General features: G+C 50.1%; 13 protein-coding genes. 4 read left to right on the forward strand and 9 right to left on the reverse strand.

Annotation, left to right across the window (positions count from 1 at the left end; all coding sequences use genetic code 11):
- Positions 1 to 3 precede the first annotated feature (3 nt).
- From NST99_RS29345 to NST99_RS29365, 5 genes are all read right to left on the reverse strand, one after another.
- Positions 4 to 3672 carry a response regulator gene (locus NST99_RS29345; RefSeq protein ID WP_341096421.1) on the reverse strand — a complete coding sequence of 1223 codons (3669 nt, stop codon included), beginning with the start codon at positions 3670 to 3672 and terminating at the stop codon, positions 4 to 6.
- Positions 3669 to 4835 (reverse strand): fused response regulator/phosphatase, encoded by a 1167-nt coding sequence (locus NST99_RS29350; protein WP_341096423.1) that lies wholly within the window; start codon positions 4833 to 4835, stop codon positions 3669 to 3671. The genes NST99_RS29345 and NST99_RS29350 overlap by 4 nt, the downstream gene beginning before the upstream one ends.
- 220 nt (positions 4836 to 5055) lie before the next feature.
- On the reverse strand, positions 5056 to 5403 hold the full coding sequence (locus NST99_RS29355) for a general stress protein (RefSeq protein ID WP_341096425.1): 348 nt from the start codon (positions 5401 to 5403) through the stop codon (positions 5056 to 5058).
- Positions 5404 to 5494: 91 nt separating this feature from the next.
- Entirely contained in the window at positions 5495 to 6028 is a 534-nt protein-coding gene (locus NST99_RS29360) for a hypothetical protein (RefSeq protein WP_341096427.1), read from the reverse strand.
- A gap of 36 nt (positions 6029 to 6064) precedes the next feature.
- Positions 6065 to 6571 (reverse strand): DUF948 domain-containing protein, encoded by a 507-nt coding sequence (locus tag NST99_RS29365; protein ID WP_341096429.1) that lies wholly within the window; start codon positions 6569 to 6571, stop codon positions 6065 to 6067.
- A gap of 183 nt (positions 6572 to 6754) precedes the next feature.
- Between NST99_RS29365 and NST99_RS29370 the strand changes: the two genes are divergently transcribed.
- Together NST99_RS29370 and NST99_RS29375 are read left to right on the forward strand one after the other, a co-directional pair.
- Positions 6755 to 6922: a DUF1328 domain-containing protein gene (locus NST99_RS29370; RefSeq protein WP_038596600.1), complete on the forward strand. Its 168-nt coding sequence runs from the start codon at positions 6755 to 6757 to the stop codon at positions 6920 to 6922.
- A gap of 340 nt (positions 6923 to 7262) precedes the next feature.
- The gene (locus NST99_RS29375) at positions 7263 to 7628 is read left to right on the forward strand and encodes a hypothetical protein (protein ID WP_341096431.1); all 366 of its coding nucleotides are present in this window, start codon (positions 7263 to 7265) and stop codon (positions 7626 to 7628) included.
- A gap of 273 nt (positions 7629 to 7901) precedes the next feature.
- Here NST99_RS29375 and NST99_RS29380 read toward each other — a convergent pair whose 3' ends face one another.
- Together NST99_RS29380 and NST99_RS29385 are read right to left on the reverse strand one after the other, a co-directional pair.
- Entirely contained in the window at positions 7902 to 8990 is a 1089-nt protein-coding gene (locus NST99_RS29380) for a C40 family peptidase (protein WP_341096433.1), read from the reverse strand.
- Between the two features lie 212 nt (positions 8991 to 9202).
- The gene (locus tag NST99_RS29385) at positions 9203 to 10072 is read right to left on the reverse strand and encodes a cation diffusion facilitator family transporter (protein WP_341096435.1); all 870 of its coding nucleotides are present in this window, start codon (positions 10070 to 10072) and stop codon (positions 9203 to 9205) included.
- Between the two features lie 136 nt (positions 10073 to 10208).
- Between NST99_RS29385 and NST99_RS29390 the strand changes: the two genes are divergently transcribed.
- A complete protein-coding gene (locus NST99_RS29390; protein ID WP_038596607.1) occupies positions 10209 to 10394 on the forward strand; it encodes a hypothetical protein in 186 nt (61 codons plus the stop codon).
- A 124-nt stretch (positions 10395 to 10518) separates the two neighbouring features.
- Here the strand turns inward: NST99_RS29390 and NST99_RS29395 are convergent, their stop codons facing one another.
- Together NST99_RS29395 and NST99_RS29400 are read right to left on the reverse strand one after the other, a co-directional pair.
- Complete coding sequence (locus tag NST99_RS29395) at positions 10519 to 12144, reverse strand: ABC-F family ATP-binding cassette domain-containing protein (RefSeq protein ID WP_341096437.1); 1626 nt, start codon at positions 12142 to 12144, stop codon at positions 10519 to 10521.
- A 198-nt stretch (positions 12145 to 12342) separates the two neighbouring features.
- On the reverse strand, positions 12343 to 13338 hold the full coding sequence (locus NST99_RS29400; RefSeq protein WP_341096439.1) for an MBL fold metallo-hydrolase: 996 nt from the start codon (positions 13336 to 13338) through the stop codon (positions 12343 to 12345).
- A gap of 304 nt (positions 13339 to 13642) precedes the next feature.
- On the opposite strand from NST99_RS29400, the gene NST99_RS29405 reads away from it, so the two are divergent.
- Positions 13643 to 14776 carry a virulence factor gene (locus NST99_RS29405; protein ID WP_341096440.1) on the forward strand — a complete coding sequence of 378 codons (1134 nt, stop codon included), beginning with the start codon at positions 13643 to 13645 and terminating at the stop codon, positions 14774 to 14776.
- The last annotated feature ends 28 nt before the right edge of the window (positions 14777 to 14804 follow it).

The raw sequence follows: 14804 nt of genomic DNA on the forward strand, positions 1-14804 counted from the left end.
CGCTTACGAATACAACCAAACGCGCATTAAGGAAAGTAACTGATCGGTACCGATCGGTTTCTTCATATAATCCGAGGCTCCTGCTTCAATACACTTGGCCCGGTCTTCCTTCATTGCCTTGGCCGTAAGCGCGATTATTGGCAATTTATGATACTGCGGCATCTGGCGGATCCGGCGCATCGCCTCATATCCGTCCATTTCCGGCATCATCATATCCATGAGCACGAGATCAAAATCTTCCTGTTCGACCAGCATATCGAGTGCTTCACGGCCATTCTCTGCGAACTTCACTTCCATGTGGTATTCTTCCAGTACGCTGGAGAGGGCAAATACGTTGCGGATATCATCATCCACGAGTAAAATCTTTTTCCCCTCAAACAGCTCTTCTTTATTGTGCAGCTTTTGCAGAATTTTACGCTTATCCTCCGGAAGATTGGCTTCTACCCGGTGGAGGAACAGGGTAGTCTCATCCAGCAGTCTCTCCGGCGAGCGCACATCCTTGATAATGATCGACTCAGCATATTTCCGCAGCTGCGTCTCTTCCTTGCTGTCCAGATCCTTGCCTGTGTAGATAATGATCGGCAGATCATTCAGTTCCTCATCATCGCGGATCTGATCAAGCAGTTCGAAGCCGTTCATATCGTCAAGCATCAGGTCGAGAACCATGCAGTCGTATTTCTGCTTACGCAGTTCACCGAGAGCTTCTTGTCCGGTTGAAACCGCCGTAATGGCGACATCATCATGGCCGATAAGCTCCATAATGGAACGGCGCTGAATTTCGTCATCCTCGACAATCAGCAGATGCTTCAGGGTACTGGCTGTGTAGCTCTCAATTTGTGAGAATGCCCGCTCCAGCGCCTGCCGGGTCGAAGGTTTTCTCAAGTAAGCCATCGCACCCATCATTAGGCCCTGCTTCATCTCATCATTCACAGAGATGACATGAACAGGAATATGCCGCGTCTGTGATGCGCTTTTAAGCTCTCTGAGTATCGCCCAGCCATCCATAACCGGCAGCTGGATGTCCAGAATAATCGCATCCGGCAGGTGGGATTTGGCCATTTGCAGCCCGATATCCCCCTGCAGCGCCACCAATCCCTTAAAGCCGCGTCCGCGGGCCATATCGAGCAATATTTTAGCAAAACTTTCATCATCCTCAACAATGAGCAGAACCTTATCATTTGCCGTCAAATTCTCACGGTCATCCTCCACTATCACTGGATGAAGCGGGGCAGGTATGATATCTCCGGATTTAGCAGGTTGTAGTTCCTCCACGTATTCTGCCAGTGTCGCCGCCTCTTGGGCCGCTGCCGCCTCAACCGCCCCAGGAAGCAGTCTGTAATTCCCTTGGACCGGCAGATACAGCGTAAACGTGCTACCTTGTCCCTCACGCGACTCCAGCCCGATGGCACCGCCCATCAACCGTGCTAATTCACGGCTGATCGACAAGCCAAGACCGGTGCCGCCATATTTGCGGCTGGTCGTACCATCCACTTGCTGGAACGCCTCAAATACGATATCTGTCTTGTCTGCAGGAATCCCGATACCGCTGTCTTTCACGGCTATGGAAACATAGTCATACTCCGGCGGAAGGAAGGACGGCAATTGAGCAGGCACTGCACGGCTTACCTCAAATCCTACATAACCCTCGCTGGTAAATTTAAAGGCATTGGACAGCAGATTTCGCAGAATTTGCTTCAGGCGATGACTGTCTATAAATAAACTGTCCGGCAGCGGCTCATTAAAGGAAAGACGCAGAGACAGCCCTTTCTTAAGGGCTTGAGGAGCAAAATTCTGTTTCACAAAGGTTTTGAGCTCCGTCAGCGGAACTTCTTCATAATTCAGCTCCATCTTACCTGCATCGACCTTGGAAAGATCAAGGATTTCATCAATCATCTTCAGGAGATCCGCACCGGACATATAAATCGTGTGCGCGAATTCAACCTGCTTTTCCGACAGGTTGCCTTCTTTATTCTCGGTAAGCAGCTGCGAAAGGATGAGCAGACTGTTCAGCGGAGTCCGCAGCTCATGGGACATGTTGGCCAGGAACTCCGATTTGTATTTGCTCGTTACAGCAAGCTGCATCGCCTGCTTCTCCAACTGGACACGGGCGTGCTCAATCTCATCCTTTTTCTCTTCAACCTCCTGGACCTGATCCTCCAGCGCGCGGGTTTTGGATACCAGTTCACTATTGTAGTGCTCCAGTTCCCCCTGCTGCCGCTGCAGCAGCTCCTCCGAACGTTTAAGCGCATCGGTCTGCTCCTCCAAATTCTCGTTGGAGCGGCGAAGTTCTTCCTGCTGGGTCTGGAGCTCCTCCGACTGGCACTGCAGTTCTTCCGTGAGTGCCTGTGATTCGCGCAGCAGCTCCTCCACCACGAGTCTGCGGCTGATATTGTTCAGGATGACACCGAGATTATTCGTCAGTTGATGCAGCAATTCATTCTGCAGCGCTGTGAATGGCGTAAAGGAGGCAAATTCAACAACGCCAAGCAGTTCATCCTCAAACAACAACGGATAAATAGATATATGTTGAGGATGGGAATCGCCAAAACCTGAGGAAATGGAAATATAATCGTCCGGAGCCTCTGTGAGTTTGATCGGCTTCTTATCCAGCGCGCTTTGTCCGATAAGCCCTTGGCCGATTTCAAACCCTTCTTTCGGCTTGTCGCCCCCTTCACCGGCATAATAGCCGCTTGCAGTGAGCAGATTAGGATTGTTGCTATCCTTCAAATAAACCGCTCCGTATTGGGCTCCCAGCACAGGAGTGAACTCGTTGATAAAGGTCTGCGACACCTGATCAAGTGAACTGACGCCGCGCAGCAATTCTGTTACCTGTGCGATATTCGCATTCAGCCAGGCCTGATCGCTCTGAGCCTGCGCATAAGCTTTTTCCAGCTGCTGCTTTTGTTCGATGTCCTCTGCCATCTCCTGGAATACTCGGGCTACATCACCGATTTCATCCTTAGAGACTACCTTGAGCCTGCGGATCGCCCGCATCTTGCCGTTTCCGAAGCTAGTAATCATCATGGAAACGACATTAAGACCGCGCGTAATGCTTGGAATCACCCAAAGGACGACACCAAGTCCAAGCAGCAGCCCCACAATCATAATCAGCGTTACCATTTGAATGGATCTTTCATAAGCTTTCTGCGCGATGGCATTTTCTTCGGTCATCTGATAGGCATTGTAATCAGCGAGGGCATTCAGACTGTCCAGCACCTCGTTCTGAATGGCCTGTCCCTCTGTATTGCGGTAGGTGTTGGCATTCTGAAAATAACCGGCTGTAAGCATCTCCAACGCTTTATTCTGATAGTTCAGGTAAGCGGAATTAGCTTTCTTAATCCGGCTCAAAAACTCCATTTCCTCCGCAGCACTCATCGAAGCTTCTATGGTCTTCAAATATCCTTCCGCCCTAATGACTTTGCCGTCTATCTCAGTTTTCTGGGCTCCCACAGACAGCGTATCGGCATTCAGCATCGATGTGGTCAGGATTCGCGCCATATCATTGACTTCGCCCCGAAGTCCGGAAATAGCACGTCCCTTGCTGTACCTGTCCTGAAAGCCGTCTAGCTGGTTGCTCATATAATTAAGCCGATCGTATCCAATCAGCGTAAGTGCCAACATAATTGCCAGCATCGCGCTGAAGCCGATCAGCAGCTTGGCCTTTATCTTCATTCCTTATCCGTTCCTTTCTTCAGCGTGATCCACACCAGGCATTTGTCGTCATCTCGTTCCTGATCCGCTTCATCTGTGAAAAAAGCCTCCTGCATAACCTCTTCACGCCATTCGTGGTCCCCGTTCAGATTCCCGATCATAAAGTCCAGTTGCTCTTCCTGTTCACCTGGGGCCATTTCCAGTAGACCGTCAGTGTACATTACCAGATGCCCTTCCTCTTCGAAACTCAAACTCTGCGGTTGAATATCAATTCGGTCGAACAACCCGACCGGATGGCAGTTGCTCTCCAGCAGCACTGGTTTCTTGGCGTTGCCTTCAAAGAGCAGCGCCGGCGGATGTCCGGCATTTACATAGTCAATTCGCTTCATTCGCGTATCAATCACAAGGTAAATCGCGGTAAAGTAATACTGAACCAGCTGTTTCTCGATATAGAGCTGGTTAAACCGCCGGTTCAGCTCTTGAATTACCTTCTCCGGCTCCACATACGTAGTCACAGTATCCTTAAGCACAGAGGCCAGGAACATACAGAAAAGCGACGAAGAGATCCCGTGTCCCATCATATCCAGCAGGATCACGGCATACCTGCTGTCTCCCAGCGGATACCAGGCATACAGGTCCCCAGCCAGTTCAGCGGAAGGCTGATAGATGGCATGCGCCTCCAAAACCTCATCCGTAATTGGCAAACTGAGTACAGCATTCTGCACAAGTGCTGCAAGCTTCAATTCATCTTGCATCCGCTGATCCCGCTCTTTATGCCAATCCTTCTCCCGCTTGAGACGGAGCGCCAGCCGGATACGCGCCATAAGTTCAACCTTGTTAATCGGTTTCGTAACATAATCCACAGCTCCGGCATCCAGTGCCTCGGCCAATTTCTTGGAATCCCCCACAGCGGTAACCATAATAATCGGAATATCCTTTAGATGCTCATATTGTTGAACCACACGGCAAGCCTCGATTCCATCCATCTCTGGCATCATCATATCCAGCAGAATTAAATCGATATCCGACTGCAGCGGTCCTTTCTTTTCGCCTCCAATGCCAAGCAGTTTCAGCATTTCTTTGGCGGATGATGCTGTTATGAAATTTCGATAGTCTTCTTTTTTCAGGATTTCACGGATAATGATTACGTTAGTCGGATTGTCATCTACGATTAAAATTCTCAAGCATCTTCACCTCGCACGATTAGTATTAGAGCCGTACAAATCCCTTACATCTATAATTCTATCATACGATATTTGAACGCCGTCTTTCCAATTGCCAACAATCTACTAGTAGAGTAATATATTGTATCAGCATTCAACAAAGTAACCTCCAGCCCCACTAATTATAGTGGAGCTGGAGGTTACGCTATTGGGCTATAGGTTCTCATAAACAAACCGGCGTTTATTGCGGGTTTCTTTTGGCGATGACGAGAACCTTGCCTAAATCAAGCTCTTTCTCGTAGAAGCCTGCTTCTGCACTGCTAAAACCCAGTGAAGTAATTTTGAAACGGAGCGCATCCCCCCGCGAACGGAAAAGATTGGCAATCGCGCCAAATAACCCTTCTTCACTGAGACTGACCTCATTAGTATCTGCAGCATCAACGATACGGCCCTCACGGACCTGATCGTGGCTAATGACATAAATGTCATCTCTGGAATAGCCGCTGCTGCGCAGCCGATTCACTTCTTCGATCGCCTGAACACCATTTTCCAGTAGCTTGGCATACGCCTGTGTACCGATTGAATCCATGAAATCACGCTCCTATGGTTAGATTAATGAGGATAATGCCAAATGAGACAACTGTTCCTTCATTAACCTTATTTACGGACCGTGAAACAGATCAGGAGGAATTTCCATCAAATAAATCGATACCTTCCCATTCTCCTGTCTGCGGATTGCGGTAAATCTTCAGCGCAGCGCTTCCTCTTAAATAGACATCGCCGTCTTCAGCTACAAAATCCGGAGTTCCCAGCAGCTCTTGAAAATTGTTTCGCGCCGGATCCAGTTTTTCTTCATTCAACTGCAATCCGTATTGCCCGGCCTGTGCCGGCGTTACGTGAACATACAGCACGACCCCTCCACAAACTCCTGCCGACATATCGGCGTACTGATACTCCAGGCATTCCTGCCAGGGATCAGGAGCAATGCTAAGCGGCGAACCTTTAGCCAGCAGCAGTTCTTCCTCCGACATATATAGGGATGCCCCTGCCAAAGAATTAAAGCTGCTGATATAAGGGCTTACACCCATACTGCGTTCAATGGCCAACACCACTGGCGGCTGCATGGTAAAAAGGGCGGCAGGGACATGGTCCTTCTGCGGAGACGGTGTTAAATATGGAGAGAGAAGACTTAGCAAAAGAATGACAATGTTCATGGAATCATCCCGCCTTTCTCACTGCCGCCTACTTAGTTAATGCCGGAATTTTTGCCATATAGTAGCTGCAGCGTCAACGCCTTTAAGCGCCATTCCTATTTTCCCCGAACCTTTTTTGGCATATGCGGCATCATAGGATTTCACTGTCCGTTCTTCGGCAGGTGTCAGCGGAGCATCTTCAATGGAGACGGCTTTGGCTTTCTCCTTAAGCTCGCGTGATTTCCGGTACTTCTCAATCACAGTCACTGATACCTGCTTCACGGTAAGCGTCAATTCGTTCATTACATCGCCAAGATTTTTCACTGAATCCATAATAGGATCGATCTTTTGGATCTTGCCTTGGACGTCGGCCGTAATATCATTGGCATGTCTGACGGTTGTTTTTACTTCATAAGTAAGCTCATCCACCGTCTTTTGGACTTCCTGCAGAGTCTGGCTGACCTTGTCGAGGGATTCTTTCGCTGATTTTAAGGTTTTAATTAAAAAGAAAACGAGTACGGTGAATGCAATCGCAACAAGTGCAACGCTAAGTTCAATGATCATTACGAAAACCCCTTCCAAATCATAAATGTCGGCTTGCTCTGCCTTGATACTGCATAGTTACCCTTACTTACTTAGGCCGAAACAGCTTGTCAAGCGACTTAAAGACTACCTCTCCTATTTTGTTTCAAAGGGGAGCGGCCCGTTTAAATTGACTACATCACCACACAGAAAGGATGACATCACATGTTGAAATGGTCAGTAATTCTGCTGGTAATTGCATTGATTGCCGGTGTATTCGGTTTCTTTAATATCGTAGGGGCGGCAGTAGGAATCGCTAAAGTATTGTTCTTTATCTTCCTCGTGCTGTTCATAGTTTCGCTCTTTACAGGACGCAGAGGAAGATCATTGTAACTGTAAAAGAACATTAAAAACGACATCACATTACAGGTGCTAAGGACCCGGACTCCGAAAAGGAGTTCGGGTCTGATTTATGTATAGCAGCGATTGCCGCTGTCTGATTATGCCAGAGCTCCCTCCCCCCTTTTCCCTCCATACATCATATTCACCATGCAGAAAGTATAGGCCTTTCCATACGGATTGTCACCCGTAAGTCGCCTTCATTCCTCTGTTCACGATAGTTTTCATAAAAAACGAAGGGGTTGGTTCATTGTATCCACTTTTTGTTTACAAGCTTATTAACACATCGCAAACATGGTAAATATACGCAAAACCAACTCTGGGAGGAATCACAATGAAAAAATTAGCCAGCTTAACAGTAGCAATGGGTCTTATGGCTTCCATAGCCGCAACGGCTTCAGCTGCAGAAGTAACCAACACAACAACTGTAACGGAAACGACTTACAGCCCCCGGTTTGAGACAGTAATCACACAATCAGACCTTAGACCAGCAACTCCTCAGATTATTTTGACAAAAGCAACACCTTTCTACGCTTCCATGAACAGCCCCGTTGCTACGGGTTTTCTCGGCGCTCAAACCCTTGACACTACAGGAAATATCCTGGTTGATTCGAACGGCAATGAATGGAGAGAGATATACACCTGGTTGGGCATGCGCTGGATGAAGGTTCCCGCCTCCGCTTATGTAATCACTCCATAAATCAGTTTTACGGTCAGCGCCCCGCTCCCAAACTCATACATAGCCATGCGGGGACTTGCCTTTTTAGTATAGATACACCCTTATGAGGGTGTATAGTGAAACAGCCTGCGGACATCCAAAAGTCCTGACGGGCTTTTTTTCTTGCATGCCCTAAACACAGGAAAGGCTATCCCTCAGCAGAAAATTCTACTGATGGGATAGCCCTACAAAACATCCGCCCTAGTTCACCCGTCACAAACTTGCGATGCTGTCGCTTCCTGTATGCATTTATATTTAGCGGATGACCGAACCTCCGTAAAGGAAACGGTTCACCCAAGAAGCGCTTAATTTATCTACCCGTACCCCGCCTGAAGATACGGAATACGTTTGCAGCATTTGTCCGTCACCCAGATACATGGCTACATGTGAAATTCTTGCCGCAGATTTGTCGATGCCTGCATAAGCAGAAACTGAACTACCTTTGTAATCCATGAAGAACATCAGATCCCCGCGTTTCAGGGCGGAAATATCTGTGACAGTGTTGCTGTTCTGCTGTACCCAGGCTCCCTGTTGACGTGAATCAGCAGGCAGTTTCAAATTAGCTGCATCTATGAAGATCTGCCGGATAAAGTCGGAGCAATCGAAAGTGCTCGTGTCGCTTCTGCTTGATCCGAACTCATAGGGAGTTCCAAGATAACCCATGCCCGCAGCAATGACCCGTTCAATCACTGCTGATTGTGACGGAGCCGTTGGATCTGGCGCTGGTGTTGGATTCGGTGTTGGTGTTGGTGTTGGTGTCGGTATTGGCGTTGGAGCTGGAGTAGACGTTCCGCCACCTACCGAGATATATTGGTCTGCAGCACTTGTATAGCCTACCGTTCCGTCTGCAGTTTTTACTTTGTACCAGTAACTGTTCGTTTCTTCCAGAATAGCTACTTGATCGCCTCTATTTAAATACCCCAGTATTTTCCCGCTTGTAGAAGGCAGTTCCCGAAGACGGACCGAAGCTTGTATAACCCCTGTCTGTCCGGAAGTTATATTTCCAGATCCCGAAACCACTCGAATATACTGCTCTCCCGCGCTGGTATAACCAACCGTTCCATCCGAAGTTCTGACTTTGTACCAGTAGCTATTCGGTTGTTCCAAAATTGTTACCTGTTCACCTTCGTTTAAATAACGAAGCACACTACCGCTTGTGGAAGCGTTCGTGCGCAGACGAACTGAAGATTGTATAGTACCGGTTAATCCAGACGTTGCTGTCACTGCGAAATCTGAAGAAACCGAAGCTGCTTGCACTTTTTGCGGGCTGAAAACTCCCAATGATACTGCAAGTGATGCTGAGACCAGTAACGTTGCTGCAATCTGCTTATGTGATGTGATCATAGCGTTCCCCCGCTTAGCAAAATGAGAAAATCAACAACGGCGCGCGCTACGTTTGTTGCTTTCTGCCCTCATTATAGGCTTAGCCGGGAATTGGAACATGCTCCAAATTTCACAAAAAAGCTTGCCACTTTATGGTAAGTACCAGGTCTATAGTCTTGAATTCTCCTTGGATTTGGTGGAAATTACAGATAACTAGAAGAAATTAAGAATTTTTAACCTTTAGGTTCTACATGGACCTGCACATTCATTATATTATGCAATTTGCTCATTCTATCTTCAATGGAATCGCTGATCTCATGACCTTCCAATACGGTGATTCCGGCATCCACTTCCACGACAACATCCACCAGCACATGATTTCCATGAACACGGGCCTTGAGGTCCTTGATCCCTTCCACACCCGGCGTCCGGGCAATCGTGCTGCGCAAATCCAGCAGCTTATCTTCATCAAAGCCGTCAGTCAACCGGTATGTCGAATCACGAAAAATATCCCAAGCTGTCTTGGAAATCAGCAGACCGACAGCAACCGCAGCAGCGGAATCGATCCACGGCAGTCCGAACTGTGCGCCAACGATCCCTACAGCAGCACCGATACTTACCATTGCATCGGAAAAATTGTCCTTAGCCGCAGCCATGAGTGCGCTATTGTTAATCTGCTTCGCCAGCCGCTTGTTATAGATATATACTCCCATCATGGCAACCGCACACAATACCGCCACACCTGCTGACCAAAGCTGCGGCACCTCCTTGGCTCCTTCGAATAAAGACCGGACCGCTTCTACAATAACCTGAATTCCGACCATAGCCATAATAAAGGATGCCAGCAATGCAGCTACGGTCTCGGCGCGGAAATGCCCGTACGTATGATCCGAGTCAGGCGGCTTCCGCGAGATGCGCAGTCCGATTAGTACAGCTAGTGAAGCGACAATGTCCGTCAGATTATTGAATCCGTCTGCAAGCAGCGCGCTGGAAGCGAACAAGTATCCGCTGACCAGCTTTAAGGAGGAGAGAATAAGATAAGCAATAATGCTGATCAAGGCCCCCCGTTCACCTTTGCGTATATCTTCATAAATATCGGCCAATTCCTGTCCCCCCCTATACCCGGTTTCTTTACTACCCCTCCGGTAAATCATGCTTTGATTTATTCTTGCCCTTGTGACTGCATTTAAAAACAATTAGAATAAAGTAAAGGACTTGCTTTATAAGGGGGTTAACATAATGAGCGAAAGTAATGATAAACCAAAGATCAACTTGGCTGATGCCATCCGCCAGAAGCTGGAACAGAAGAAACAGCAGTCATCCGCTAAACCGGGTTCTTCCTTTCAAGCCGGTTCAGCGAAGCCTTTAAAGAGTCAAAATAACAAGAAGCCAAACAATCAGCGCCGCCGTACAGGTGGTTCTTAGGATTATGGCATGTGCAAGTCGCATTTCACACTGTATTTGAACATAAACGGCTGCGTTATCCCTCATAGGGGTAACGCAGCCGTTTTGCTATGAACGAATTACTGTTCATTCTTTCAGTTATCTCTTAAGCTTCCACAGGATACATGCGCTGGCGCATTTCCTTAATTTCCGGGTTCTCCAAATATTCATCATAGCTCATCGAGCGGTCGATAACTCCGGTAGGGGTAATCTCGATGATACGGTTGGCAATCGTCTGGATGAACTGATGGTCATGCGAAGTGAACAAAATGGTTCCGTCGAAATCAATCAGCCCGTTATTCAGCGCCGTGATAGACTCCAGATCCAAGTGGTTGGTAGGCTCATCAAACACTAGCACATTCGCACCGTTCAGCATCATTTTAGCCAGCATACAGCGGACCTTCTCGCCTCCGGACAGAACGCTTGCTTTCTTCAGCGCTTCTTCACCGGCAAACAGCATCCGGCCGAGGAATCCGCGGAGGAAGGTTTCATCCTGATCCTTGGAATATTGGCGCAGCCATTCTACCAGGTTCATGTTTACCCCGTCGAAATAGCTGGAGTTGTCTTTCGGGAAATAGGCCTGGGTTGTTGTTACTCCCCATGCATATTCACCTGCATCCGCTTCCTTCTCACCCATGATGACATCAAACAGCAATGATTTAGGCTGTGAATATGGACCTACAAAAGCGATCTTATCCCCTTTGTTCACCACAAAGCTGATTTCATCGAGCAGCTTCTCGCCTTCAACGGATTTGCTCAGCCCGCTGATGGTAAGCAGCTGCTTGCCTGCTTCACGTTCCGGCTTGAAGTTGAGGAACGGATATTTCCGGTTGGAGGGACGGATGTCGTCCAAAGTAATTTTCTCCAGCTGCTTCTTACGCGAAGTCGCTTGTTTGGACTTGGAGGCATTGGCCGAGAAACGCTGGATAAATGCCTGCAGCTCCTTCATCTTGTCTTCCTTCTTCTTGTTCGAGTCGCGCTGCAGGGCCTGGGCCAATTGGCTGGACTCATACCAGAAGTCGTAGTTGCCGACATACATTTGAATTTTGCCAAAGTCGATGTCCGCAATATGTGTACATACCTTGTTCAGGAAGTGACGGTCATGGGATACGACGATAACGGTGCCTTCGTAGTCCATCAGGAAGTTCTCCAGCCAGCCGATGGATTCAAGATCCAAATGGTTGGTAGGCTCATCGAGCAGCAGGTTGTTCGGACGTCCGAACAGGGCTTGCGCAAGCAGCACCCGTACCTTTTCGTTACCGCTGAGTTCGGCCATTTTCTTGTCATGCATTTCACGCATAATACCAAGTCCGATCAGCATGGCGGCAGCATCAGGCTCTGCATCCCAGCCGTTCAGTTCAGCGAATTCGCCTTCCAGCTCGCCGGCGCGCAGTCCGTCAGCCTCTGTGAAATCACTTTTGGCGTACAGCGCATCCTTCTCCTTCATGATCTCATAAAGACGGGTATGCCCCATAATTACCGTTTCCAGCACCAAAAATTCATCGTACTCGAAATGGTTCTGCTTCAGTATCGCCAGCCGTTCACCGGGGGTGATATGCACGTCCCCGACATTTGCTTCAATTTCACCGGACAAAATTTTCAGGAACGTCGATTTGCCGGCCCCGTTCGCTCCGATCAAGCCGTAGCAGTTGCCGGGTGTGAATTTTATGTTTACATCCTCAAATAGTGCGCGTTTTCCGTAGCGGAGTGTTACGCCGCTTGTGCTAATCATTAAGCATTACCATCCTTTTCACTTAGGGTTTCGGCTCATTATAGCATAAAATCAAGCAAAAGAGGCCCAAGAAGGAACTGCTTTGCCGTCTTTTTCAAGCAAACTGGCCGTTTCTTGGCAAAATACAGAGATCCGTAGCATCCAACATCAAATAGGCCGAATTGCGGAAAATCCGCGTTCGCCGCTTGCCCGGCCGGGCTATTGGCGGGAATCACGCTCTTCGGGATGCACCACCAATGTTTCACCGTAACCCAGTGTGCGGATACGTTCTGCACGGATTCCATGAGCCTCACGGGCCAGCTCCATCCGGTCCAGCGCTTCCCGCGCCGTATCGTCAGCCAGCCGGAAGGTGCCGAAATGCATCGGGATCATCAATTCTGCTCCTACATCTATAAAGGCCTGAACCGCCTCTTCGGGATTCACATGCTGCGAATTCATAAACCACTCCGGCTCGTAAGCCCCGATCGGCATCAGGGCGACATGGAGCTTAAACCGGCTGCCGATCTCCTTAAAGCCCGGAAAGAAGCCGCTGTCTCCGGCAAAATATAGATTCGGCGGAAGCTTCGGCTTTGCTCTGTCCCCCTCCCCTTTCGGGTGTTTGCCGGGGTCGGCAGGCTCCAGCACATAGCCGCCCCAATGAGACGAATTCGTATCGAACGGCGTCCGCCGGGTCCAGTGCTGGGTTGGCACAAATGTAAGCTTAACCGCCCCCAGCGTGAGCTCCTCCCACCACTGCATCTCCAGGCAGTTGGCGAACCCTTTGCGCAGCATCTTCCGCTTCAGGCCCACAGGTACAACGAGCGTTGTACCTGTCCGGTATAACTTGCGGATGGAGGCAATATGGAGGTGGTCGTAGTGAGAGTGGGAGATCAGAATCAGATCAACCGGCGGAACCTCACCCAGCGGGATGCCCGGCTGACCGATCCGTTTCTCAAAGCCGAGCCGCCGCGCCCATATCGGGTCGGTAATAATGTTCATCCCTTCATATTGCAGAAAAAAAGTCGAGTGCCCGATCCAGGTGATTGTGGTCTCCAGCCGGTTCCCGGCCAGATAAGATACCTGCGGCGGATGGTTTGGCACTTTATAGGTATAATCCTTCTTCTTGCGGCGGCGTTCCTCGCGCCACTGGCGGAATTCCTTGAGTGTTTTGTCTGTACTGACATTATCGACGTTATTGTATCGGATTTTAGCCATTCCAGCACCTCTCCTTAAAAGGCTTGCCGGAAGAACTACAGGGCAAGCTCAATAGCTTAACTATATGGTTCCGCATAGCCATTTGCAAAATTCCAAGGGCAAAGCAAGGCTCCAGTCAACCCGAAAGGAACGATGAAGCTCTGCGTCCCGGCCAGACGCACCCTACATTTAGTACAAATTTTACCCACTTCCGACTGGACTTAAGCGGCTGCCCCGGTAACCCTTTTGGATTTGAGGCATGAAATGATGTAAAATGCGGGTAAAGAACACGGCACGAATGCCGTTCAAGGGGGAAGCCTAACGTATGAAGATCACATTTATTGAACCGACTCCAAGTCCAAATACGATGAAGCTTCATCTGGATGAAAGCCTGGAGCCCGGAATACGCCGGACCTATACACCGGAAAGCCAGCGCACCGCGCCCTCCTGGGCACGGGATATGCTGAGCATTCCAGGCGTCACGAGCATTTATCATGCTGCCGATTTCGCCGCGCTTGAACGCAAGGGCAGCGCCGATTGGGCAGCGATCCTCCGCGAGGTGCAGAGCCGATTCGGCGCTGACGGCCTAAGCGCGGATTTCGACCTCGCCGATGAGAATGCAGGTGCCCACTTCGGAGAATCACAGGTATTCGTGCAGATGTTCCGCGGCATCCCGATTCAGATCCGCGTCAAGACGGGCGCGGGTGAGGAGCGCATCGCCCTTGCCGCCCGTTTCACGCAGGCGGTGACGGATGTGGCCAGCGCCGTGATGATCAAAGAGCGCAAGCTCACCGATTACGGCGTGCGTTACGGCGAGCCGGCCGATATTGCGCGGGAGGTGGAGCAGGAGCTGGAAGCGGCGTATCCGCAGGAACGCCTCGACTCGCTCGTGCAGCAGGCCATCGCGCACGGGACCGCCGGCGAGTTCATCGAGCAGCGGCAGAAGAAGGATCAGGCCGAGCTGCTGCGAGACCTGAAGCATGAGGATTGGCGCGTGCGCTACGCCGCGCTGGAGGACCTTCTGCCTACGGCAGAACTCCTGCCGGAGCTGCGCACGGCGCTGCATGACCCCAAGCTGCAGCTCCGCAGGCTTGCGGTCGTGTACCTGGGCGACCTTCGCACGCCCGAGGCGATGGAGCTGCTCTACGAGGCGATGAGAGACAGCGCCCCGGCGGTGCGGCGCACAGCCGGCGATACGCTCTCCGACATCGGCGATCCGGCAGCGACGCCGGTGATGACGGCGTCGCTGACAGACGCCAGCAAGCTTGTGCGCTGGCGGGCTGCACGTTTCCTCTATGAGGTCGGCACAGCTGAAGCCGAAGAGGCACTGAAGGCGGCAGCAGACGATCCGGAGTTCGAGGTGGGCCTCCAGGCCAGAATGGCGCTGGAACGCATCTCCTCCGGTGAAGAAGCTGCCGGAACCGTCTGGCAGCAGATGTCGGAGCGCCGCCGCAACTGACGCCAACATCCCTATATTTGTCATTGCT

Origin of the sequence: Paenibacillus sp. FSL L8-0470 (genome assembly GCF_038008625.1) — a bacterium.
Lineage (GTDB): Bacteria > Bacillota > Bacilli > Paenibacillales > Paenibacillaceae > Paenibacillus_AQ.